This is a genomic window from Nostoc sp. NMS2 (genome assembly GCF_017115105.1).
Taxonomy (GTDB): Bacteria; Cyanobacteriota; Cyanobacteriia; order Cyanobacteriales; family Nostocaceae; genus Nostoc.
In genome coordinates, this window is the sequence record NZ_JABXKH010000035.1 from 1 (window position 1) to 22,965 (window position 22,965).

20 protein-coding genes are annotated in these 22,965 nt (G+C 40.1%); 14 read left to right on the forward strand and 6 right to left on the reverse strand.

All coding sequences use genetic code 11. The features are described 5' to 3' along the window. The first annotated feature begins 170 nt into the window (after positions 1 to 170). The 5 genes from HWQ36_RS03720 (at position 171) to HWQ36_RS03740 (ending at position 3,310) form a co-directional block, all read left to right on the forward strand. Positions 171 to 974: an HNH endonuclease family protein gene (locus HWQ36_RS03720; RefSeq protein ID WP_292698217.1), complete on the forward strand. Its 804-nt coding sequence runs from the start codon at positions 171 to 173 to the stop codon at positions 972 to 974. Between the two features lie 183 nt (positions 975 to 1,157). Next, on the forward strand, positions 1,158 to 1,439 hold the full coding sequence (locus HWQ36_RS03725) for a DUF4258 domain-containing protein (RefSeq protein ID WP_292698219.1): 282 nt from the start codon (positions 1,158 to 1,160) through the stop codon (positions 1,437 to 1,439). Positions 1,440 to 1,456: 17 nt separating this feature from the next. Further along, the gene (locus HWQ36_RS03730; RefSeq protein ID WP_292698221.1) at positions 1,457 to 1,681 is read left to right on the forward strand and encodes a type II toxin-antitoxin system MqsA family antitoxin; all 225 of its coding nucleotides are present in this window, start codon (positions 1,457 to 1,459) and stop codon (positions 1,679 to 1,681) included. A gap of 278 nt (positions 1,682 to 1,959) precedes the next feature. After that, entirely contained in the window at positions 1,960 to 2,496 is a 537-nt protein-coding gene (locus tag HWQ36_RS03735) for a universal stress protein (protein ID WP_292698294.1), read from the forward strand. A 448-nt stretch (positions 2,497 to 2,944) separates the two neighbouring features. Then, positions 2,945 to 3,310, forward strand: a complete 366-nt coding sequence (locus tag HWQ36_RS03740) for a DOPA 4,5-dioxygenase family protein (RefSeq protein ID WP_292698296.1) — start codon at positions 2,945 to 2,947, stop codon at positions 3,308 to 3,310. A gap of 484 nt (positions 3,311 to 3,794) precedes the next feature. Here the strand turns inward: HWQ36_RS03740 and HWQ36_RS03745 are convergent, their stop codons facing one another. Together HWQ36_RS03745 and HWQ36_RS03750 are read right to left on the reverse strand one after the other, a co-directional pair. Beyond that, positions 3,795 to 4,679 carry a pirin family protein gene (locus tag HWQ36_RS03745; RefSeq protein ID WP_292698223.1) on the reverse strand — a complete coding sequence of 295 codons (885 nt, stop codon included), beginning with the start codon at positions 4,677 to 4,679 and terminating at the stop codon, positions 3,795 to 3,797. 68 nt (positions 4,680 to 4,747) lie between these two features. Next, positions 4,748 to 4,882, reverse strand: a complete 135-nt coding sequence (locus tag HWQ36_RS03750; RefSeq protein ID WP_292698225.1) for a hypothetical protein — start codon at positions 4,880 to 4,882, stop codon at positions 4,748 to 4,750. A gap of 326 nt (positions 4,883 to 5,208) precedes the next feature. On the opposite strand from HWQ36_RS03750, the gene HWQ36_RS03755 reads away from it, so the two are divergent. Continuing rightward, entirely contained in the window at positions 5,209 to 5,886 is a 678-nt protein-coding gene (locus tag HWQ36_RS03755) for a hypothetical protein (RefSeq protein WP_292698227.1), read from the forward strand. 150 nt (positions 5,887 to 6,036) lie between these two features. On the opposite strand, the gene HWQ36_RS03760 is transcribed toward HWQ36_RS03755, so the two are convergent. Both HWQ36_RS03760 and HWQ36_RS03765 read right to left on the reverse strand, forming a co-directional pair. Next, positions 6,037 to 6,486, reverse strand: coding sequence for an Hsp20/alpha crystallin family protein (locus HWQ36_RS03760; protein ID WP_292698229.1), 450 nt, complete (start codon positions 6,484 to 6,486; stop codon positions 6,037 to 6,039). A 365-nt stretch (positions 6,487 to 6,851) separates the two neighbouring features. Next, positions 6,852 to 7,490: a TetR/AcrR family transcriptional regulator gene (locus tag HWQ36_RS03765; protein WP_292698231.1), complete on the reverse strand. Its 639-nt coding sequence runs from the start codon at positions 7,488 to 7,490 to the stop codon at positions 6,852 to 6,854. Positions 7,491 to 7,593: 103 nt separating this feature from the next. Between HWQ36_RS03765 and HWQ36_RS03770 the strand changes: the two genes are divergently transcribed. Genes HWQ36_RS03770 through HWQ36_RS03790 form a run of 5 tightly spaced genes read left to right on the forward strand, consistent with a single transcriptional unit; the run spans position 7,594 to position 13,579 of the window. After that, positions 7,594 to 8,973: an HlyD family efflux transporter periplasmic adaptor subunit gene (locus HWQ36_RS03770; protein ID WP_292698233.1), complete on the forward strand. Its 1,380-nt coding sequence runs from the start codon at positions 7,594 to 7,596 to the stop codon at positions 8,971 to 8,973. After that, entirely contained in the window at positions 8,970 to 10,922 is a 1,953-nt protein-coding gene (locus HWQ36_RS03775) for an ATP-binding cassette domain-containing protein (RefSeq protein WP_292698235.1), read from the forward strand. Before HWQ36_RS03770 ends, HWQ36_RS03775 begins: the two co-directional genes overlap by 4 nt. 4 nt (positions 10,923 to 10,926) lie before the next feature. Further along, a complete protein-coding gene (locus tag HWQ36_RS03780; RefSeq protein WP_292698237.1) occupies positions 10,927 to 12,033 on the forward strand; it encodes an ABC transporter permease in 1,107 nt (368 codons plus the stop codon). A 20-nt stretch (positions 12,034 to 12,053) separates the two neighbouring features. Then, on the forward strand, positions 12,054 to 13,175 hold the full coding sequence (locus HWQ36_RS03785; RefSeq protein ID WP_292698239.1) for an ABC transporter permease: 1,122 nt from the start codon (positions 12,054 to 12,056) through the stop codon (positions 13,173 to 13,175). A 23-nt stretch (positions 13,176 to 13,198) separates the two neighbouring features. Next, positions 13,199 to 13,579, forward strand: coding sequence for a hypothetical protein (locus HWQ36_RS03790; protein ID WP_292698241.1), 381 nt, complete (start codon positions 13,199 to 13,201; stop codon positions 13,577 to 13,579). A 518-nt stretch (positions 13,580 to 14,097) separates the two neighbouring features. On the opposite strand, the gene HWQ36_RS03795 is transcribed toward HWQ36_RS03790, so the two are convergent. Beyond that, a complete protein-coding gene (locus tag HWQ36_RS03795; protein WP_292698243.1) occupies positions 14,098 to 15,144 on the reverse strand; it encodes a J domain-containing protein in 1,047 nt (348 codons plus the stop codon). Positions 15,145 to 15,348: 204 nt separating this feature from the next. On the opposite strand from HWQ36_RS03795, the gene HWQ36_RS03800 reads away from it, so the two are divergent. After that, positions 15,349 to 15,999, forward strand: a complete 651-nt coding sequence (locus tag HWQ36_RS03800; RefSeq protein ID WP_292698246.1) for a DUF938 domain-containing protein — start codon at positions 15,349 to 15,351, stop codon at positions 15,997 to 15,999. Between the two features lie 256 nt (positions 16,000 to 16,255). On the opposite strand, the gene HWQ36_RS03805 is transcribed toward HWQ36_RS03800, so the two are convergent. After that, complete coding sequence (locus HWQ36_RS03805) at positions 16,256 to 19,273, reverse strand: UPF0182 family protein (RefSeq protein ID WP_292698248.1); 3,018 nt, start codon at positions 19,271 to 19,273, stop codon at positions 16,256 to 16,258. A 241-nt stretch (positions 19,274 to 19,514) separates the two neighbouring features. Between HWQ36_RS03805 and HWQ36_RS03810 the strand changes: the two genes are divergently transcribed. Both HWQ36_RS03810 and HWQ36_RS03815 read left to right on the forward strand, forming a co-directional pair. Continuing rightward, complete coding sequence (locus tag HWQ36_RS03810; protein WP_292698249.1) at positions 19,515 to 19,709, forward strand: hypothetical protein; 195 nt, start codon at positions 19,515 to 19,517, stop codon at positions 19,707 to 19,709. Between the two features lie 1,122 nt (positions 19,710 to 20,831). Beyond that, positions 20,832 to 22,124: a hypothetical protein gene (locus tag HWQ36_RS03815; protein ID WP_292698251.1), complete on the forward strand. Its 1,293-nt coding sequence runs from the start codon at positions 20,832 to 20,834 to the stop codon at positions 22,122 to 22,124. The last annotated feature ends 841 nt before the right edge of the window (positions 22,125 to 22,965 follow it).

Below are 22,965 nucleotides of genomic sequence, written 5' to 3' on the forward strand. Positions count from 1 at the left end.
GAATTAAATCTTACCCTACCTCGGATGGTGTCACTTTGTTTCCAACAAAGATTGCTGATCAGGCAAGTCCTCTTGTCAATAGGCTTTGAGACGCGCTAACCCTGATTAAACAACGCTTTGATGAATCGGCTAAACGCTTTGAAAAACCAGAATTAGGTATCAAGGCTGAGTTGCATAACCTTATAAAATTTACCAATTACTATCTACGTCTTAATTTTGATGATGAAGAACAAGAACTAAAACTAAGGCATTGGTTTCAGCGATTAAAAAAATTGGATTTCACTACTTGTCATATATTTCTCCTGAATATTTATTATGAATATGAGGCACAACACTTATCTATTCAAGATTTTGAGAAAATCCTACAATATTTAGAATCTTACTTTGTACGCCGTTGGATTGTTGGGATTCCTACTAGAGCTTTAGGAATAACATTTAACAATCTGTATAAGCAAGTAAAGGAAACAAATCCTGAAGATTTAGTAAATGGGTTACGTCAAGTTCTAATTAGTTTCGATAAAGCTCAAGTATTTCCTGATGACAACTTATTCTGTCAGCATATCATCAATGAAGCTCTATATAATCCTAAAAGCTCGACAGCAAATGAACGTGTGAAGTTTTTATTAGAAAGTATAGAACAATCTCTGAGCAAGGAGCGTGTTGATACTCAGCCTATGAGTCTTGAGCATATTATGCCCCAAAAGTCACCTTTACGTAAAGAATGGCAAGAAATGCTAGGCGAAAATTATAACAAGGCTCATAAGGAATGGCTTCACACTTTGGGTAATCTCACGTTAACACAATATAACTCTGAATTATCTAACAAATCCTTTGAGGAGAAATTGAAGATTTTAAGGACTAGTAATGTGACTTTGAACCAATATTTTCATAAGGTAAATGTTTGGAATGAAGAGGAAATCAAAAGTCGCGCTGAATCTTTAGCTAAGATTGCGATTAAAGTATGGCCTCGATAAAAGAAATTGTATGCGATCGCACCTTTGCACTTCGCACACAGACCTAACCCCCCAACCCCCTTCCCTACAAGGGAAGGGGGAGAAATCCGGCTCCCCTCTCCGCTTCGGAGAGGGGTTGGGGGAGAGGTCAATCCATGCGATCGCTGTAAACTGTTAAAGTCCAATTCGTCTGAGATTACCACCTTGTTCAATGAAATTTTGCAACAAATGCGGGATAAAGTTTCTTCTCGTCAGTATTTAATGACGCTACACGCTGAAGAAGAAATGAGTGATGACAATCTAACAATCTATGACATTGAACAAGGTATGCTCACAGACGAAATACTGGAACGTCAAAAAGATAAAGTGACCACAGAATCGAAATATCACATTAGAGGTTTAACTCTTGATGTAGAAGAAGTCGAAATAATTGCCAAGCTAAGTCCAACTGGAACACTTGTTAACATTGCTGTATACATACCCTAAGACCAGGAAAGCGGCAAATGCTGTGTGATATTTGTGGAAGTGAAGGTGTCAAAATCCGCCAAATTACTAGAACCTATGGTAAGGGTAAAGACCTGCTAGTAATAGAAAACATTCCAGTGATAACCTGTAATCATTGTGGCGAAAGTTATTTAACTGCTGAAACTCTTCACAAAATTGAACAAATCAAAACCAATCGTAAAAAATTAGCTGTTGAACGTCCTGTGGAAGTAGCTAGTTTTTGATCGTTAATATTTGCCAACCAAAATTAAATATTACTCAAGATAAAGCTATACATTATACAACAGGACAATCCGTCGTAATCAAAGATAAAGATTTGCTTTCTTCACAAGTTCCTCAAATTTTTTTGCTATAAATATAAATATAGAGTGAAAACTTTTAAGAAATTTAAAATTCAAAAGTCGCTAAACAGAGTTGAAGGATTAGTCATTTTTGACAATCCAGCATTTGGAAATCTGAAACAGTAAAGACCAATTACCAATGAAATAGGAGGTCTATTATGATGTTTAAAAAGATTCTAGTTGCATTAGATCGCTCAGAAATAGGACAACAGGTTTTTGAAGAAGCATTAAGTTTAGCAAAATTAACACAAGCTAGCTTAATGCTAGTGCATGTCCTATCTCCAGAAGAAGAGGGTAGCCCTTACGTACCTATGATGTCTAATTTTGACTATTATCCAGGATTGAGCAGTCAAAGCTTTGAGTTATACCAAAAGCAGTGGGATACCTTTAAAAAGTTGGGAATCCAGATGTTGCAATCTTTCTGTGCCCAAGCTAACACAGCAGGTGTAAGTGCAGAATTTACACAAAATGTTGGTAATCCTGGCCGGATTGTTTGTGATTTAGCCCATAGTTATGGCGCTGACCTAATTGTTATGGGGCGGCGGGGTCATTCTGGACTAATGGAACTATTTCTCGGTAGTGTGAGTAACTACGTTCTTCACCATGCTCCCTGTTCGGTTCATGTTGTGCATCTTTCAGTTGCTGTTAAAAAAGATGAAGTTGTCAAAAAAACTACAAGTAATTTAAGCGTTAACTAACTACTACTTTGTCAAGCTAGTTTTGGACATTCGTAGTAAGGACTTTAGTGCTTAGAAAAGAAGGACTAAAGTCCTTACTACGAACTTGCTTATACCAATTTTTTATGAAGCTGCATAGAATTCGATCCCCCCTAGCCCACGCCAGTCGCTCCACTTGGGGTCTCCCCAAATGAAGCAAGTGGCGTGGATTTAGGGGGATCAAGATATGTGCAACTTCACATTAAATTGGTATTACCTATCAATTTAAACTTGACTATGTGGTTTATTTTCATCTACCCAGTTACCTCAATCAATGACCTCTGTGAGTCAAATCTCCACAGACTATCCTTAACTGCACGGTATTAGGCTAAAATTGAGCGTAGGCGTAGCCCGTCGTAGACATCGCTTTTTCAGTGAAAAAGAAAAAGTCCGCTACCCAAAATTACAGTTGAGAGCAAAAAGTGGCTCTATGAAAGAAGATACCATTGAGATCGCTGGTTTTCATGCTCATGTTTACTTCGATGCTGCGAGTCGGGATGTAGCTGCGCGTGTACGTGAAGGATTGGGCGCTAGGTTTGACGTGCAACTCGGACGTTGGTTTGATAAACCCATTGGGCCCCATCCAAAAGGGATGTATCAAGTTGCTTTCTTACCGAATCAGTTTGATAAAGTCGTTCCTTGGTTAATGCTTAATCGTGAGGGATTAGATATTCTCGTCCACCCTGAGACAGGCGATGCTGTCGCAGACCACGCGGTTTATTCTCTATGGTTAGGAGAAAAGTTAGATTTGAATATTGAGTTTCTTCGACAGCTTAGTTCGACTTCATCTAATTAAGGGAAGTAGTAGTCTGTCAAATTCATTTTGACGGTTAGAGAGACGCGATAAATCGCCGTCTCTACAGGGAATTTATCCATCAATTATTTATTGACAGACTAGTACCGCTTCGCGTAATTCGTAATTCGTAATTCGTAATTACCGTTGCGTAAGGGTTTTAGACATTTTGAATGGTCTGTTTATTTCCGCCGTACTGTACTAGTACCGCAAGGCGGAATTAAAAATTAAAAATTAAAAATGAATACAGCGTAAGCGTTTCGTTGATTTGGAATGGGTGGTTTATTTCCGCCGTGCTGTACTAGTAGCCCACTTTGTTGGGTAAAAGTTCTGGACTGAGGCGTGAAACTTGATTATGAGGACTAAAGTCCCCACTACAAACCTTTTCTGGCCCGGTGATGCCTTATTTGATGTTAATCTTCATATAATTCAACCACGGGTAAACCTTTTTTGGGAATACTGCTGAGAAAGCGTTCTCGAATTGAATCTAAAAAGGATTAGCCTCTATCATCACTTCTGGAAGTGGAATAAACTCTGTTTCATCTGACACGTTAGCAAAGCGGCGATCTCGCCAATCGGCTTTTGCTTGCTCTATCCGCTCTGGTCGGCTAGAAACAAAATTCCACCATTTGTAGCGTGTACCCAATGGTTCACCACCAATAACAACACACCGAGCAGGAGCAGCAGCAGAAACCCTGATTTCATCGACTGGTTCTAGGATGGCAAGGCGATATGGCTCTAGCGGTTGCTCATTAATGCTCAAACCTTCTGTAACGCTGTATACTGCCATCTCTGAATAACCAGTGGGGATAGTAAAGTGAGCATTGGCAGACAGTATTACATCTAAATAGAGAATAGGTGAGAAAACTTTGACTGGTGAGGTGTACCCAAGTGCAACTCCTGCAATGAGTTTGATGATAGCGCCATTCTCTTCCCAGGTAGGAAGGGTTTCAGCAGGATAGTGAGTGAACCTTGGATCGATTTCTTCGTATTCTACAGGCAAGGCGACCCAGGTTTGAATGCCATGAATGGTAGCTTCATTTTGACGAGCGATGTCGGGCGATCGCTCTGAATGTACAATCCCTTTTCCCGCCGTCATCCAGTTTACAGCACCCTGTTGAATTTCCTGCACAGTGCCTAAACTATCGCGGTGCATCAAAGCACCATCAAAGAGGTAAGTTACGGTGGCGAGATTGATATGAGGATGTGGTCGAACATCGATGCCTTTGTTGGGTGGCAAAACAGACGGGCCAACATGATCGAAGAAGATAAACGGTCCAACCATTTGACGATGAGAATATGGCAAACTGCGGCGAGCAACAAACCCACCCAAATCTTTAACTTCAGGTTCAATCAGTTGAAGTATTGCCATAGGTGATGGGGAGTAATTGGTGAATGCTGGAATTATTATAAGTAGATCCACCAGAAAAAAGCTAACCTTTATGAGTTATCTATTTGTGCGATCGCCTCCGACCGACGCTTCGCGCATCGCTCTTCAGAATCTACCAGTCGTTTGGAGACAGTATTCCAACTTGTTTGAACTTTAGACAAAAGCGATCGCACTGATGACTGCATTCAAGCGAATATGTATCTCGTAAGGAAGCCTCTCATAGAGAAGAGAGAAAAAATCGAAGCTGTTATGAAATGACAACTCAACTCAATAGTACCCTCAAGGGTACTATTAAATACATTTTTTAGTTGATATCGTAGCTTTGAAATACAGCGATGGAGGCAATCTTTCCTCTAACTAGCATTAAAAATTACAGGTTCAAGCGTAATTACAGCCACAAGTCTGGTGAATAAGTCGCTCTAGGTTTTATTCCAGGTACAAATTATCTTTATCAGCTTCAGCACTCAATATTTGTGCTTTGAATACATGAAGCTACGTAAATACATTAGTTATGTCAATCATTTATCCACTAACACATCTAAGTCTTGCCTTGATCGAATGGGTGTTAATAGGCTGGGCAATTCGTCTGTGGCAGCAATCAACCAGCCTTGCCATGATTGTGTTGCCTATAGTGCTGGTGAGCATTAGCTATGACAATCTCATTCTTTCAATAGGAAGTCTGATTGGTGAAGGAGAGCTTTTGAAAACTCTCAGTATGCTGCGCTTTCTATTACATTATTTGGTTGTACCGCTATTCATTGTGATTGGTGTTGAACTCGCTCACCGTGCCGGAGCTAGTTGGGCTAATAGGGTAGTGCGGGTTTTATCTGCGATCGCTGCATTGGGACTTGCAACAATAGATGTTGCCACCCATTATATAGGGCTGGAACTAGTTCCAATAGAGTTTGCGGGAATTCTACGCTATCATGTTGCCAACTTGAGTGGCCCGCCAATTATCACGATTGTAGTTAATATATTTGTCCTACTAATTGGCATTGGTATTTGGTTCCGATTGAAATGGCCTTGGTTATTTTTGGGAACGTTGCTTTCCTTTTTTGGTAATGCTTTGCCCTCAGATGCAGTAGGTACACTTGCTGGTAGTGCATCTGAAATTGTCATGGCTATAAGTTTACTGTTAACTGAGGAGTTTTCCCAAAAAATCAGACAAAGTATAAGTATTTATTCGTGAAATAAATCTAATCACCCCACCCATTCAAGCATTCGCGTTCGGCATCGCTCCCTCACAGACAATTTTTACAAAAAAGCCCAGTCATCTTATAACTGGGCTTTTAGCTATCTCAATCAATTATTGGAGGTAGAGCAGTTCTATCACAATCAATTAAGCAGCAAGTTGATCTAGATTAACCTTGACAACTTTGTTCTTTTCTTGCTCGGACTTAGGCAATGTCAAATTCAAAATACCATCTTTATAATCTGCGGTGACATTAGTATTTTGAATCCGAGCAGATAGAGGAATTACACGTTGGAATTTACCATAGTAGAATTCGCTCTTGGTAGTGCCATTGTTTTGGGTTTTGGTTTCAGACTTGCGTTCACCGCTAATGTGAACAGCATCTTCAGTGACTTGAATATCTAAGTCTTTAGCTTCCAGTCCTGGTAGTTCTAGCTTCAGATAAATCGCATCATCAGTTTCTTGTAGTTCAGCAGATGGAGCTTTGATCGAGCCTTTTTCAAACCGTGTAGATGGGACTTTAGTATCTCCCAATAAGCCATTGATGTAACTTTCTAAAGTGTTCAATTCTTGTGCAGAGTTGTAACGAAATAACATATTGATTTATCCCTCGTAGTAGTTTTTTGCTCAATCAACTTTGGATTTAAATCCTTGCTTTGATTTCTATAGTATTATGAACTAACAACTCTGTAAATTCGGTTATTATCACAAAATAATTGATGATTGCCGTACCAAATTAGGCAGTAAAAAAGATATTACGGTTTACTCTAATTTCTCGGTTCGGTAAACCGAATAAGAACTATTAATACCAATAATAATCAACTAACTAATCTCCTGTTAAAGGGGAGTTGCTTTGACACTAAACTTTACTTTCTTCAACCCAAACGGTTGCTCCCATAGCTCCCAGTTTTCTTTGTTAAATGGGTTGCACCACTTCAAAATTAAGTTCAATTTCAATTCTTTTAGTAATCTTTGCTTGTATGGGCGAGTACCAAACTCATTAAACTATCTATAATGCGATCGCGTGACAATGACATCATTTCTTTACCATATAGCATTTCCTGCACCATCACATAGGATACCAGTGAACCAAAAAAGATTTGTGCTGTTGCTTCTGGGTCAGTAATGCCTAATTCTGGGTGAGAAGCAAAATACTGACTCAGCATTTTCCGTCCACGCTGAATCACGGTTTGAGTATATAATTTTGCTAGTTCTGGAAAGCGTTGCGACTCGGTGATAATCAAGCGGAATAGTGCTAAGTATTCAGGATTTTCGGCAACTTTTGTCAGATAAATTTCAGCAATTTCACGTAACAAAATTGCTGGCTCACCATGCAAATCTTCTGCACAAAAAATCCCCTGAAAACTAGCAATTGTTACCCTTTCGATCAACGCCTTGAATAATCCTTCTTTATCTTGAAAGTGGCTGTATATTGTCTGCTTAGATACTCTAGCTTCCGCACTTACCCGATCCATACTAGTTCCAGCATAGCCATCCCTCAAGAATATCTGCATGGCTCCTTGCAAAATTTGCTCCTGTTTTTGAGTCATGGCTCTTAAACGAGATAAAGTTTCAGGTTGGGAACCAGAGGGTTTGGGCATATATGAATCGTAAATTTTTTGGTATATCTCTGGAAAATCATACCATACAGTCTAGTATGATATTCGCAGTAAGTATTTAATAATAAAAATATTCGGTGATACCATGTCTCAGACTGCCTCGACATCTCCAGAAGGGATTATAAATGTTCCAGTGCCAGCATCTAAGCAGAAACGGAAAAAACTGATTTTTTTGTTACTAGGGTTGCTAATTATAGCAGGTGGTATTATTTATTTCCTGTGGCATAGTCAACAACAAGGTGCAGCAAATGTACTGAAAGTGAGTGGCAGGATTGAGGGTTACGAAACTGAGATTGGGGTGAAGCGTTCGGGAAGAATTGTTTCAATTGCAGTCCGGGAAGGGGCAGCAGTAAAAAAGGGGCAAGAATTAATCAAGTTGGATGACAGTAACGACCAACTGCTACAAGAACAACTGCGGGGTGCTGAGGCTAGGGTTGCATCTGCTCAATCTGATGAACAGCAAGCAATTTCCGATGCTACTCAAGTGGAAAGTGGGATAGAACAAATTGATAGCCAAATCAGTGAAGCAAAACTTAATTTTCACCAATCTCAAGGAGATACCCAAGGAAGAGTTCAACAGGCACTATCTAACGTAGCGGCAGCCAAAGCACAATTATTACAAGCGCAAGCACAAACAAAGCAGGCACAGGCGGAAGTAAAATTAGCGAAAATGAACCGCGATCGCTATGCCAAACTGGTAACAGAAGGTGCTATTGATCAACAACAATTTGACCAAGCACAAACCACCTTTGACACAGCAGTAGCCACATTAGAAGCACGAAAAGCAGCAGTAAATGCTGGACAGGAACAATTACGCGCTGTTGTCGGGGCATTAACTCAAGCTAAAACTACAAGTTTCAATCCTGGTATTCGCAATGCTCAAATAGAAGGGTTAAACAGAAAAAAAGATCAGAGTTTTGCTCAACTAAAATCTGCCCAATCAAAGGTAAAATCTGCTCACGCCAAAGTAAAAGATGCCTTAGCATCAAAGCAGCAAATTCTTACCCAAATAGAAGATTCAAAAAAAGACTTAAATGTTGTTAGTCCTTTAGATGGGGTCGTAACTGCCCGCAGTGCAGAGATCGGGACTGTAGTTAGCAGTCAAACCAAGATTTTGACAGTAGTTGACCCCAAGACAGTATATTTGCGAGGTTTTATTCCCGAAGGCGATATTGGGAAAGTGCGCTTAGGACAAACAACCAAAATCTTTCTTGATTCTGCGCCAGAAAAACCCCTCATAGGCAAAGTTATTGCTGTCGATCCTCAAGCCTCTTTTACTCCAGAAAATATCTACTTCCAAAAAGATCGAGTCAGGCAAGTAGTAGGCGTGCGGATTCAGTTAGAAAACCCTTCTGGCTGCTTTCACCCAGAAAACCCCTACTCTGGTTCAGATTTGCCCTGTGCCAAAATTGGAATGCCAGCAGATGCAGAAATTATGTTCCAGGGTAAAGAGGTGAGCAGATGAAATTATCGACTCCCAACCCACTGCAATTATCTAGTCACTCAACCACTACTATTAAAGTTAGTAATTTACATAAACATTATGGACAACTAGTTGCTGTCCGGGGAATTGATTTTACTGTCAATCAGGGTGAGATGTTTGGGTTAATTGGCCCTGATGGTGCTGGTAAAACTACTACCTTTCACATCTTAGGTGGGGTGATGGAAGCGACGGCGGGAGAAGTGCAAGTATTTGGCCAGCCTGCAAGGGACGCACGTTTAAGGACGGGATATCTCACACAACAGTTTTCCTTATACTTGGATCTCAGCATTGATGAAAACTTGCGTTATGCGGCGGGATTGCGCCAAGTGAGCGATAATTTATTGCGGGAACGCCGCCAGAAATACTTAAAATTAATGAGTTTGGAGCAGTTTGGCGATCGCTTAGTCGGTCAACTTTCCGGCGGTATGAAACAAAAGCTGGCGCTGTGTTGTGCCTTGGTTTCCCAACCGGAAGTGCTGTTATTAGATGAACCTACCACAGGGGTCGATCCAGTTTCCCGACGGGAATTTTGGGATGTATTAGCAGAACTTTCTGCCGACGGGATGACAATTGTTGTCGCCACACCCTATCTAGATGAAGCTGAACGCTGCGATCGCGTCGCACTGATGTATAGTGGTCAAATTCACGAAATTGGTACACCCGCAGCATTACGCGCCAATTTAGGCTTACATCGCTTAGAAGTCAGAACAGCAAATCTAGAGATAGCCGAGAAACTTCTCTTGCAGAATATGCAGACAAATATAGTCGATGTGCAGACATTTGGCGATCGCTTAGATGTTCTCGTTCAAGATGTGACTCTCGGTGAAACCCAAGTGAATCAACTATTACAACAGCATCACCCCAGCATTGAACGTGGCGAACCCACCCTAGAGAACGTCTTTGTCACCCGTCTACGACAACAAGGTTCAGCACCAGCATTTTTGTCCTTTCCTCGTTCTCGTGGAGGAAATAGGGAACAATTCAAACCTCAAAATTATTCTTCTCAAATCGCTATTTACGCCCACAATCTCAACCGTGTATTTGGTAACTTCCAAGCAGTCAAAAACGTTAATGTCGAAGTCCGCTATGGCGAAATATTCGGGCTTTTAGGTGCGAATGGAGCCGGAAAAACGACTACCATCAAAATGCTGTGTGGATTACTAGCAGCTAGTGGCGGTGACATTTCCCTTGGTGGTGAAACAGGAAATCTGCGTAGCCGTGACTTACGGCGACGCATCGGTTATATGAGCCAAAAATTCACCCTCTACGACGATCTGACAATTCTGCAAAACTTAGAGTTTTATAGCGGTATTTACAGCGTACCCCGCAAACTTAGGCGAGAAAAGATTGATTGGGTAATTGCTACCTGTGGGTTAGAGGGACAAGAACGGATGCTTACCGGACAATTACCAGGTGGTTGGAAGCAGCGAGTAGCTTTTGGCGCTTCTGTCATGCACGAACCAGATATTTTATTTCTAGATGAACCGACATCCGGGGTAGATCCTTTAGCTCGTCGTCAGTTTTGGAAGCTGATTAATGACTTTGCCCGCAATGGTACAGCTATTTTGGTGACAACACACTACTTAGAAGAAGCTGAACAGTGTAACCGCATGAGTTTTATGGTAGCCGGGGAAATCGCCGCCGAAGGTTCACCTAGTTCTATCAAAGCTTCTCAACCAGGACAACTTATAGAAATTATCGTTAACCAAAATCAAGCTGCTTCCAAGATACTTAAACAACGTCTTGATTCGTGGCGTGTCTCCATTTTTGCCGATAGTTTACACGTTGTTCTTGATAACCCGGAAGCAGAAATTCCCCAAATAACTCAGCTTTTAAAATCCGCACACCTTACGATTGAATCTCTGCGTCCGATTCCCTTCTCTTTGGAAGATGCTTTTATTGGTATCGTTGAACGTGCGGTAGGAGATTAGGAACATGAAAAGAATTTTTTCCCAATGTGTGAAGGAAATAGCGCAATTTCGGCGCGATCGCTTAACTTTAGGTTTAGCATTTTTATTGCCATTTTTAACTCTATTGATTTTTGGGTTTGCGATTCGTTTAGAAAGTAAGGATATTCCTCTGATTGTCCAGGATTTTGACCGTACAAATTTGAGTAGCAGTTATATTGAGCGGTTGTATGCCACCAATCAATTTGTACCTAAGCAATGGTCAGGTGGTAATCCAGTACGAGATGCAATTGACAGGGGTATTGCGAAAGCGGCAGTGGTTATTCCTCCCCAATTTAGCCGAGATATTCAAGCAGGTAGAAATGCTAGGGTGCAAGTATTAATCGATGCCACAGATGTTAATAATGCTCGTGTAATGAGAGGTAGTATTCAAAGAGTAACTAATTTCTTCATGCAAGACCAAGGACTACAACCAGATACAAATATTATTACACCGCGAATCCGCTTGTGGTTTAACCCTGGTAGATTGGAGTCGCTGTATATTGTGCCGGGAACATACGGTGTCGTGTTGTGGATTTTTCCCTCATTGCTAACAGCGATCGCAATGGTGCGTGAAAAAGAAAAAGGTACAATTTTACAAGTCTATGCTTCTAGCATTAGTGCAACTGAACTGTTACTTGGCAAAGGACTGGCTTACCTGCTAATTGCTATCACAGAAGCTTTAATAGTCATGGGATTAGGGTCAATAATTTTTCATGTCGGCGTAATTAGTAACCCCATTACTTTATTACTGGGAACTCTACTATTTTTAATAGATAGTGTTTCCTTTGGTTTACTTATAGGTGTACGCACCAGTAATCAAAATTCCGCAGTGCAAATTGTTTCTCTTGTCGGTTTTATTACATCTTTATTGCTATCTGGTTTTATTTATCCCCTGAGTAATATTCCTTTTCCCCTTTCACTAATGCCTAACGTATTTCCCGCCCGTTATTACATTGATATCACTCGTGATGCTTTTGTGCGTGGTACAGGATGGACGGGAGTTTGGTTTGACTTACTCATGCTCGCAATTTTAGGATTTGTATTTTTCAACGTCGCGCGTCGGCTTTTAAGTCGAATGCAAATTAGTCAATAGTCATTAGTTATTAACCATATATGAAATATATTTGGCAATTATTTGATAGTCCATTTTGGTCATTAGTGCGTAAAGAAATTAATCAAATTCTGCGAAACAGGCAATTGGTTGTTTTATTAATTGTGCCACCAACAGTACAATTATTGCTTTACGGATTTGCACTTAACCCGGATGTCCATAATTTACGACTGGGTGTAATTGACTATGCCAATATCTCCGCCAGTCGAGAACTAGTTTCAGCAATGACATCCAATCACACTTTTAATATAGAAACTGTACCAACCAGTGAAAAAGATTTAAGCTGCCAAGTAGAAGAAGGTAAGCTAGATGTAGGGCTAATAATTCCACCAGATTTTCCCCGCCAACTAGCCAAAAAATCAGCAGAAATTCAAGTATTCATCGATGGAGTGAATGCAAATACAGCTGGAATTGCTGCTAACTATGTTAATCAGATTATCCAACAATATAATTTCAACTTAGTACAGGGTCAAGTCAGTCCGCCAGTTTCAACCGAAGTCGTTTTTCTTTACAATCCTGGACTCACAAGTAGTTGGTTTTTCGTACCGGGAGTTATGGGTTTAGTCCTGACATTAATCGGCACATTAGTATCAGCAGTAACCGTTGTGCGCGAGAAAGATACAGGAACTTTAGAGCAATTGTTAATGACTCCCTCTAGTAACTGGGAAATTTTATTAGCTAAAATTATACCGTTGGCATTCCTGCTCATGGGAGATGTGCTACTAGCTTTAACCTTGGGAACAATCGTATTTAGCCTGCCCTTTCGTGGAAGTTTCCTGCTATTTCTCGCTTTATCAAGTATATATGTATTTGTGGGAATTAGTTTAGGCATTATGTTGGCAACTATTTGCGGTTCTCAACAACAAGTATTACTCACATCTTTTTTTATAAATTTACCAATGATCCAAACTTCTGGAGCAATCTCTCCTATTGAAGCCATGCCTCCTTTATTTCAATTCCTCTCTCTATTTAATCCACTTCGTCATTACATTACTATTGTTAGAGGTATTTTACTCAAAGGAGTTGGTTTAGATGTGCTGTGGTTGAATGTTCTAGCATTGCTTGGTTTTGCTGTTGTTTTATTAACTATTAGTGTTCAGAAGTTTCGGAGTCAGTTGAGTTAAATTTGCTGTAGTAGGTAGAAGTAATGAAATTATCAGATTTATCAGCAGAAAGTCTAGAAAAAATTAAGTTAGTTAGATGGGATAGGATTATTGAGAAACATGAAGGCCCAGAAAATTGGGAGTCTGTTTTAAGATATGAAGAACCAGAATTTATTGAATTGGAAGGATGTCCAATATTATTACCTGTAGATAAATCACATCATCCTAATATCACCATAATACGTTGTATTTGGAGCGCGGACAAAAATTCTATAACGCTTTTTTTGTCTGATACTACCTATGATGATGACCCTTTCTTCTCTGGATTTATGGCAGTATGCGATCGCTTGAAAGGTGAAAAATTTTTTCTAGCAGTTTTGTATCATGAATGGTTTATTATTGAAAGAGGCGAAGTTTTTGAATAATCATTTTTAATAGCAAGAATTTGGGCATTTTATCATTCAATATGCTTGGTTTTATGAAAAATTGTAGGTTGGGTTAAGCAAAGCGCAACCCAACAAAGCCGCAGAAATGTTGGGTTTCGTTCCTCAACCCAACCTACGCAGTTTAAAGTTTTGGCGCTAACCCAAGCGTATTGTTTTATAATTTATACCAATTTAATGTGAAGTTGCATATATATATATTGATCCCCCTAAATCCACGCCACTTGCTTCATTTGGGGAGACCCCAAGACCACAGTGGCTCCCCTTAAAATGGGGGACTTTGATAGATGTTTTTCCGGTTCCCCCCTTATTAAGGGGGGCTAGGGGGGATCGAATTATATGCAGCTTCATAAAAAATTGGTATTAGGCTATTTTTTCATCAATATCCCTGCCGTGAGTTCGCCCTGTGGACGCATCTGAGCCACAATTGAAGCTTAATTTTTCAGTTATTTTTGTAAGATACTGTTCAAAAAAATCCATTATTTAATAATAATCAATTACTATCTCATTAATTCTGACAACATTTGCTCAAGAATATCTTCCATAATTTCGTCGTCTAAGGAGTGCAAAGTTGGTGGGCCACCGAGAAATTCTTTGATAGTGATCTTCTGCTCTCTAAAATCCTTAACAAAATCCCGAATTTGAGAAATAGCATTTATTTGAGATTCTATTGTTTCTACCATCAAAGCCATAGAGTCAATGCCTTTTTTAGCAGCTTTACGAGAATCGCTTACCATACTTCCCTCTGGAGTATTTTTTGCTAAACGTAGTTCCCGTTTCAAGTTTTCATATTGAGTGAGGAGAATTTGATTTTGCTGTTCAATAGTTCGACATTTTCGAGTTAAATCATCCTCGCTATTACAATCAATAACTTCTCCCACTTGCTGAATTCGCTCAATTTCTAGAAGTTTTGCCAAATCTCCTTCTTGGTAGGCTTTATTGATTGATTTCATGATTTCTGTATGATATATCTGTGTCTCGCTGTCTCTTGCCTTATCAGGGTGAAAGATTTCAGCTAATTTGAGAAATGTTTCCCGAATTTTTCTCTTATCCTCTGTTCTAGCTACAGAGGGAGATTCTACAGATTGTTGTGCTTGCCAATATTGATGGCGACCTTCAGCGGCTTCCTCTGAAAAATCTGATTCGGATTCGGAATTATTAAATGGTTCGTTTAGCTCTGTATTGAATTGTTTACGAGCTTTGGGACTAATAATGCCTGTCAACTGGAGTTGAAGGTAAACTGCCTCTATATTTTTGATGGTTTGTTTCCCAAACTTTCTAGTAGTAAAAATTTCCTCAAATAGAGCATGAATATCCTGGTCTAACTCAGCCATCTTTTGGAAGTGGGGACTAGCTTGATGAAATATTTGTGTGGCAAAACTTCGCATTTGCTCGACAAAGTTGTTCAATTCCGTTCGCTTTCTCTTAATCTGTTTAAGTAGCGATTTGTGTTCTGTTTCTAAAAACTCCAAGCGGATATGTAATTGAGAGAGGGCTAATGGAGTTACTTTAGTTGATTGTAATGGAGGTGATTTTTTTCGAGCCATGAAACACGTATATAAGTTTAAGGTTTAAAATATAACTGTCAAAGTAGTTGGGTCAATGCGAAAAGAACGTATCTAGTGATGATACATGAACTGTGACTGCTTTTTTTGTCAAGAATTACTGTAATGGACATAGGTAAGACAATCTAGATTGTTACGCTTGGGAAGCGTACCATGCCAGAAAAATTATAAAATATCACGATAAAAATGACACCAAAAGACGCACGACAATACGCACCAGCAACTGAGCGCAACCGAGAACCAATTCTAGAAATACTTTTGCAGGTATTGCCGGAAAGTGGCACTATTTTAGAAATAGCAAGTGGTACTGGTGAACACGCAGTCTTTTTTGCGTCCAGGCTAAGTCCTCGTCTGTGGCTACCAACAGATGCAAATTTAGAGTTACGAGCCAGCATTAGTGCATGGACTGAACACAATGCCTGTGATAACGTTTATCCACCGCTTGAGCTAGATGTTAGAGAGCCAGTTTGGGCAGTGGAGAAAGGGGAAGTAACTCAGTGGCTTGATAGGGAGCCAATTGTCGCCATCGTCAACATTAATATGATTCACATTTCACCGTGGTCAGCGTGTGTGGGGCTAATGGCAGGGGCAGGCCGTATCCTAAAGGCAGGAGGTATCCTCTATTTGTATGGGCCCTTCAAACAAGATGGAGGACATACAGCAGCGAGTAATGCAGCTTTCGACGAATATTTACGCACCCAAAACCAAGAATGGGGTGTGCGGAACTTGGATGATGTAGTGGCAGCAGCTAGGGCAGAACATTTCATCTTGAAACAGATTTACCAAATGCCAGCAAATAATCTTTCAGTAGTGTTTGAACGTTCTGCTAATGAATAATTCCTAGAAATAATTTATTACACTAACAAAAGAGATATTGCCCACCCCACAAGATTTTTATTTAATTTGATTATTCAACTTAGATGCTTTTCAGCTTAACGAACTTTGGGGGTTTAAGTCCCCTGTCTCTACAGACAGCGCGTTTTGGGTCGGGGTCTAAATCCCCGTCACAAAACTTAATTACGAATTACGAATTACGAATTACGAATTATTTAACACCCTACAGAAATTTTATTTTTATTTTATAAATAATCTCTTAACCAGGTGGGGCTGCTTCTTCAAAGGGACGAATAATTGCTGGGGCTGGTGTAACTTCTGGTTTAAAAATTCCCTGTAAAGCTTGTTCTAAAGTTTGGGCCATGACAATCCGGTTTTCGTAAGCCACAACTACCCGCACCAAAGTTGGCAGACTATTCTGTGTGGCTTCTAAATAGATTGGCTCGACATAAAGCAGCGATTGCTCAATGGGAATTACTAATAGATTGCCTTGAATGGCTTTCGACCCTTGGCGATTCCACAGGGAAATTTGCTGAGAAATTACCGGGTCTTGGTTAATCCGCGCCTCGATTTGTTCTGTACCATAGACCAGCCTTTCTTTTGGAAAAGTATATAACAATAACTTACCGTAATTAACACCATCCGATCGCGCCGCTAACCAAGCGATTAAATTAGTTCGTTGTCTGGGAGTATACGGTAGAAACAAAATAAACTCTTCTCTACGAGAAGCTTCGCCAACAAAAGGTGCAGTGGGTAGAGTAGTAATCAAGTAGTATGGCTCTACAGGACGGGGTTCACTGCCATAGATTTCATTAGGAATCTGCCACTGGTCTTCCCGATTGTAAAATACCTGGGGATCGGTCATGTGATAGGTCATCAACCGCTCAGATTGAATTTTGAAAAAGTCCACCGGATAGCGGGTATGACTGCGGAGATTAACAGGCATTGTACTGAGCGGTTTAAACATTTGGGGAAATATCCCTGACCAAGTGGCAATGATTGGATCGCTCTTATCGGCAATATAAAAATTCACACTGCCGTTGTAGGCATCAACTACTACTTTGATAGAATTACGAATGTAGTTGATCCCATCGCTACCAGTGTCTGAATAAGGATAGCGATCGCTCGTCGTGTAGGCATCAATAATCCAGTAAAGATAACTGGGATTACTGGGGAAATCTTGATTAGCAGCAGCAGCAACTAAATAGGGGTCGCTATCAAATTTCAAAAAAGGTGCGATCGCTTGAATTCTTTGCTTGACATTTCGCCGCAGTAACAATTTTGTCTCTGGCGAAAAGTCCTGCGTCAGCACCATCTGCCAATCTTTCAAATACATGGCAAATAACCACCGTCGCCATGCTGAACCGATTTCAACGCCACCCAGACCATCATAAGAGTTGTAAACATTGTCACTACCACTCGGGTAGTCTAACTCTCTAACTCTTGTGCCAGTCATGACGTAGGTATTGGCTATTTCACCGTAATAAATTCGGGGTTGACCAATGGGAATGCTTTTACGAATGGCTGCACTAGAAGTTGTGAGGGCGCTACTATCATCACTAATATCTTTGACAAAATATTCTGGTAGTCCACCAGGCCCAACTTTATTAACTGGGCTAACAGTAAACCCGAAACCGTGGGTATAAATTAAATGGCGGTTAACCCATGTTTGAGCTTCTTGTGGTACAGCATTGTAGTCTAATTCTCGCGCGGCAATCAGTACTTGCTGCCGTTCTGTTGCTTCCTGCTTAGGTTCTGATGGCTTTTGGGGGGCTGATGCTTGGGGTGAAGTTACATCTGTTTTTAGGGTATATCGATCGATATCAGCATCGGGAAACCGATAATATGGCCGAATTTGTTGTAGCTGACGGTTAGTTTCTAAAAGTGGTCGCTGATCCCAAAGGCGAATATTCCGAATTGTCAAGTCATTCTTTTGAATATCAGCTTCAGTCAGTCTTCCTTGAGGATTGAAGCCTCTGGCATCGATTGCTTCTAAATCGAACGCTTGACGAGTCAAGGCGATAGTCCGTTGAATGTAGGGTTGCTCTCGCTGCAACTCATTAGGTTCGACAATTAAATATTGCACCACCGTAGGTAAAACAACGTCAGCCGCTACAACTAATACTAAATAAATCCCCAACCCGGAAAATACCAAGTGACGATACTGAGATTTGGGTTTCCAGAAAAACGTTCGCCAAAGTAGGTAAAAGGCGATCGCTACAGCCACAACGCACAAGACAGTATAAGCTGGCAACTGGGCTGTCACATCTGTATAGCTAGCACCATAACTTACACCACGGCTAGAATACACGAGTTCATAGCGGCTTTGCCAATAACTCAAAGCCACTACCAACATCAATAAACCACCCATACCGAATAAATGACGCTGCTGCTGGGGCGAAAAACCAGGGAAAATCCCCTGACTCAAACTGTCAGCCGACAAAAGATAAGTGAGGGTAACGGCGACGAAACCATATAAACATAATCCCATCAGCCAGAGTTCTAGCAATTCCCAAACGGGTAAGGAAAATACATAAAAGCTGATATCTCGACCAAATAAAGGGTCAGTGCTGTTGAAAGGGGTGGGGTGGAAATATTGCAGCACCTTTGGCCAGTGTTGGAATAGGATGAATGCAAAAATGGGACTGAATATAACCGCGATCGCAGTTAATAAAAATTGAGGATAGATTAAAATTGCGATCGCTATTCCCACAATTAAGCCGATATACCAGACTTGAGAGACAATTTGCCTCAAGAGTTGCCAGATTGTCTCTAGTCGAAATAGGGCAGGAATGGGTAAAATACCCTGATTAACTGGAGAATGCCAGTAAGAAAGAGCAATTTGGCCATAGTGAGCCAGCATTAACCCGATCAACAAGCTCAGTATCAGAATTAGGGGTAATAACCCGCGCAATCTCAATTTTTTAAATTGCGGCGCAAATGTCCGGGTTTCGTTGCGTCTTGGATAATGAGGACTGAGAAAATTTGTTAATTCACTGGTGAGTTCTGCTTCCTCACGCCTGACTTCCTCAATCTTCAGAGACTGAGAATATTTGAGCCGTTGTGCTAAAGCCAGGTTTAGCAGTAGATAGGCAGCAGTTACCCCAGCCACCACTACCCACAAAACACCACGAGTCACTACCTTTAACAGAAATACTTGGAGGTAGCCGACTTCCTGAAACCAAAAAATATCTGCTCCCATGCGGGAAGCGAGATCCAACAGTAGCCACAGCCCCAATAATAAAATTAATAGTCTAAAGCCCCATTTCCAGATCATTCCGTGGCAGCCAAACTATCTGTAAAGCCAACTTTACCGCATCAAGGAAGGTATTTGGTACTTTCCCAAAAATTATCACTACCTTCCACAATAGCTGAATTCAGCAACGCCTAAAAGTTTATATTCTTCTCACCCCAGCAAAAGAGAACAATTAGAGTCTCTGTTGCTGGAGTGATATTTTCACTAAATAAAGTTGAACATCCTGTAAATATTAGCCATTGATTATTGCTGCATCGAAGGTGTGGGAAAAATTCTGCTGAATATAGGAAGCCGTGGCTCTGGCTTCGTTGCAGTTATATTGGCATTAGCAGCAGAAGAGTTATTACTTGCCTCAGACACGATAGTTTGTTTGTTATTAGTAGAATTGGCAGAATCACTCAATGGAATAGCCGAAGGTGAATTTGAAGATACGGAACTAATATTATCAGTATTTTGACTGTTGGGCTTTACCGAAGTTTGACCTTGACATGGAGTAATGATGAAAATCGAAGTTGTTCCTAATGCCAGTATAAGCAAATGAGAAAAATATTGTTGCATAAAGATTTACAAAATGGGTTGGTAAATATTCAAACTTTCAAGTAGTTGTGCTTATTCTTAGTTATAAATAAACCGTAGCTTTAGTATGTTGTAAAGCATGGCAATGTTAGCCTATAAAACCTGCTTTTCGGGTTTTATAAGTAAATGGATACTAGCACTTGCTAGTACATTAATTAGCTGAAAAAGCTTAAGCGTACCAAATCAAATACCCTATAATTTAAGGGTAATGTAAATTTCTCTTTAATAAAAAGAGAGTGGTTATTTCAAGACTGCTGAATCAGTCTGGTAGATAGTTAGCAAATAGATACACCTGAAAAGCTGACGTTTTTTTATCAACTAAGCCAGCACAACTATTCATACTTTAGTTGTTTTTCACTTATTATTAAAATAGGAATACTACGGATTTTTTGATAAAGTTAGTTTATAGAGAATCAACTCTTAACTCGCATATTTAAGTAACTAAAGTAGAAAGTATATAAATTTTTAATAAAACCTGAGCTTTATGAAGTAGCTTCTGTAAATAAATATATGGCGTTTCCTAATCATACAAGGTACATCATAGGCCCCTATCGAAGAGCGGGGAGCAGGGTGGTTTCATACGAAAAAAGAAAAATACATAAGTCTTGATTTTTCATGTATAACCATAGATTTTGACCCCTCTCCAAACCTCTCCCCGAAGCGGAGAGAGGCTTTGAAAGCTAGTTTCAGTTTTTCTCTGGTTGTATGAAACCACCCTGCTATCGAAGAGCGGGGAGGGGGTTGGGGTGGGGTTTTTGTACCTCACTCAACTGGGAACCGCTATACATACTATTGGTTTATTTCTAGACATCCTAAAGCAGCATCCCGTTTTTATCAGACGAACCAGCCAGCAATCAAGTGATAATTTTTTGATCTTATGTCGATATTTTAAGCTTTACAATCACCACCTGAAACTTTCAGAGCATCTGGGGATTCTTACAAGTTAGACTAGACTTCTCTAGTTAGGAATGGCGACATCCACGCCCTATTTTTCTGAAAATATATGAAATTTAGAACCTTCAAATATCCTTTCGCACTCATGCTAGTCAGCTTCAGTTTTTTGCAGACAGCTGATGCTCAAACTACTGTAGCTGAAATCTCCAAGCTATCTCAAGAAGTTTCTGTACTTCGGAAACAAGGCCCAAGCGGGTTACAACTATTTCTCAAATCTCATGCGAATACGCTAAATATTAATTCTTCAGATGCAGTTCTACCTTCCCCTGCACTCCGGGTAGCTTTAGACGAACTCTGTCAACAACGAGATTGTTATGCCTCTGGTCTGTACTGGTACACTGACATAGAACAAGCCAAGGCTGCTGCTAGAACCAGTGGTAAACCTATTTTATCTCTGCGGTTGCTGGGTAGACTGGATCAGGATTTGAGTTGTGCCAATAGTAGGTTTTTCAGGGTAGCGCTGTATCCGAACGGTGAAATTTCTAAGCTGCTTCAAGACCACTTTATTTTGCACTGGCAATCAGTACGCCCTGTACCCAAAGTAACTATTGATTTTGGCGATGGACGCAAGTTGGAGCGGACAATTACAGGCAATAGCATTCATTATATATTAGATGGGTCGGGTCGTCCAATTGATGCAATTCCAGGGTTATATAGTCCCAAGGCATTTTTACGTCAGTTACAGCAGGCTGAAGTAGCGGTAAAAAATTATAGCAAACTTGCAAAAAGCGATCGCAAGGCTTTTTTAATAAAATACCACAGCGATCGCCTAAATTCTATCCAAGCCCAATGGGTTGCAGATTTATCCCGCCTGGGTATCCAGTCTCCCCCTAAGTTGGTGAAAGTTCCGAGCAATCCCAGTCAGCCACCTACAGCAGAAAGAGCAAGTTCTCTAGCAGTTTCTAAGATGAGAGTTGAAACGCCAATGCTAAGTGCTTTTCAATCTGATGCTGAACGGAATCAAAACGCTTTAACTGAAATTACCGACCAGGAAGTTTGGAACAAAATCGCTCAACTCTATGCTGCCGATGTCAAGCTAGATCAAAATAGCATCTCTTTAATCAGAGCTAAAAAGTCTCAGTCTGTCAACACTAAAGAAGATAATTTGCCGATCATAGTGAAAAAATTTGAAACCACAATGGCTTTAGATACAGTCAGAAATGAATATATGCTACACAGCCAAATTCATCAATGGTTTATGCAAGGGAAGCAAACAAGCAGTGTGGAAGCGCTCAATGAGCAAGTATACGCCCAACTATTTTTAACTCCTAGTTCTGACCCTTGGTTGGGGCTTTTCCCCAGCGATAGCTACAGCGCTATTGATAATGATGGCATCCGTTAAGTTAATACAGCAGAGTTTAAATATTTACACTGAGTAGCACAGTGCAGTTCAATTACTTTAAAAGCGCTGTAAATTGAAGTAAATAAAAGGGAGTGACGAGATTTTATAGTATTGACACCTCACCCATCACTCCTTATAATTTGCGCGTTGATTAGCTGTTACGCATTGTTAAATTACATCAGCTTACTGCTTCATTTATCCTCTAACTAAAGAGGCGGATAATTGTTAAGTTGTTATGTTGTTTTCTATACAAATATTTTTAACTTACCAAACAGAATTCAGTAACCAGAATTCTGTTTGGTATTTTGTACCACTGGCAGACTTAAGTTTTATTGTTGCCTCTGTTAGAGAGTTCCATAATGGATTTGAAAATTGAAAGGCTCTGATTTACTACTTTTTAAAGAAGTTGGGAATGTTATTGTGAAATTTATTACTAATTAATGTGTTCATAATCACAAAGAAAGTTAACTTAGATTATATATCTTTGGTAGTAGTCGCTTGATTCCTGTGATGGAAGTTGGAGAAAATATTATCAGTTATTCTAGATAGTATTGAAAATAATTATCATTAGTGCTAAATCATTCATTGGGGGAATGACAAAGTGGGTTAAAAATAGTGAGAAATTAAGTTTGAGATCGGGGTTTTTCAGGTTATGCTGTCCTATCTAATTTGTTTCCTAGTAATAATTTTTACTGGCTTATTAGTTTGGTTATAAATGAGCATAATCTTAGGTCAGCAAATTTGGCTCTCGTATTGGCTGAGTTTACCAAATTGTCCCACCAAAGGTAGAAGTAATAATTAGCAAAATACCGTAGGCTTTATTGTAACAAAGCATCTGGGT

Coding starts and splice junctions, on each gene's coding strand:
- HWQ36_RS03800 (WP_292698246.1), top strand. CDS start 15,349: ATGACACCAAAAGACGCACGACAATACGCACCAGCAACTGAGCGCAAC.
- HWQ36_RS03760 (WP_292698229.1), bottom strand. CDS start 6,486: ATGTTATTTCGTTACAACTCTGCACAAGAATTGAACACTTTAGAAAGT.
- HWQ36_RS03730 (WP_292698221.1), top strand. CDS start 1,457: ATGCTGTGTGATATTTGTGGAAGTGAAGGTGTCAAAATCCGCCAAATT.
- HWQ36_RS03780 (WP_292698237.1), top strand. CDS start 10,927: ATGAAAAGAATTTTTTCCCAATGTGTGAAGGAAATAGCGCAATTTCGG.
- HWQ36_RS03770 (WP_292698233.1), top strand. CDS start 7,594: ATGTCTCAGACTGCCTCGACATCTCCAGAAGGGATTATAAATGTTCCA.
- HWQ36_RS03795 (WP_292698243.1), bottom strand. CDS start 15,144: ATGGCTCGAAAAAAATCACCTCCATTACAATCAACTAAAGTAACTCCA.
- HWQ36_RS03805 (WP_292698248.1), bottom strand. CDS start 19,273: ATGATCTGGAAATGGGGCTTTAGACTATTAATTTTATTATTGGGGCTG.
- HWQ36_RS03745 (WP_292698223.1), bottom strand. CDS start 4,679: ATGGCAATACTTCAACTGATTGAACCTGAAGTTAAAGATTTGGGTGGG.
- HWQ36_RS03740 (WP_292698296.1), top strand. CDS start 2,945: ATGAAAGAAGATACCATTGAGATCGCTGGTTTTCATGCTCATGTTTAC.
- HWQ36_RS03735 (WP_292698294.1), top strand. CDS start 1,960: ATGTTTAAAAAGATTCTAGTTGCATTAGATCGCTCAGAAATAGGACAA.
- HWQ36_RS03750 (WP_292698225.1), bottom strand. CDS start 4,882: ATGCAGTCATCAGTGCGATCGCTTTTGTCTAAAGTTCAAACAAGTTGG.
- HWQ36_RS03790 (WP_292698241.1), top strand. CDS start 13,199: ATGAAATTATCAGATTTATCAGCAGAAAGTCTAGAAAAAATTAAGTTA.
- HWQ36_RS03815 (WP_292698251.1), top strand. CDS start 20,832: ATGAAATTTAGAACCTTCAAATATCCTTTCGCACTCATGCTAGTCAGC.
- HWQ36_RS03765 (WP_292698231.1), bottom strand. CDS start 7,490: ATGCCCAAACCCTCTGGTTCCCAACCTGAAACTTTATCTCGTTTAAGA.
- HWQ36_RS03775 (WP_292698235.1), top strand. CDS start 8,970: ATGAAATTATCGACTCCCAACCCACTGCAATTATCTAGTCACTCAACC.
- HWQ36_RS03785 (WP_292698239.1), top strand. CDS start 12,054: ATGAAATATATTTGGCAATTATTTGATAGTCCATTTTGGTCATTAGTG.
- HWQ36_RS03755 (WP_292698227.1), top strand. CDS start 5,209: ATGTCAATCATTTATCCACTAACACATCTAAGTCTTGCCTTGATCGAA.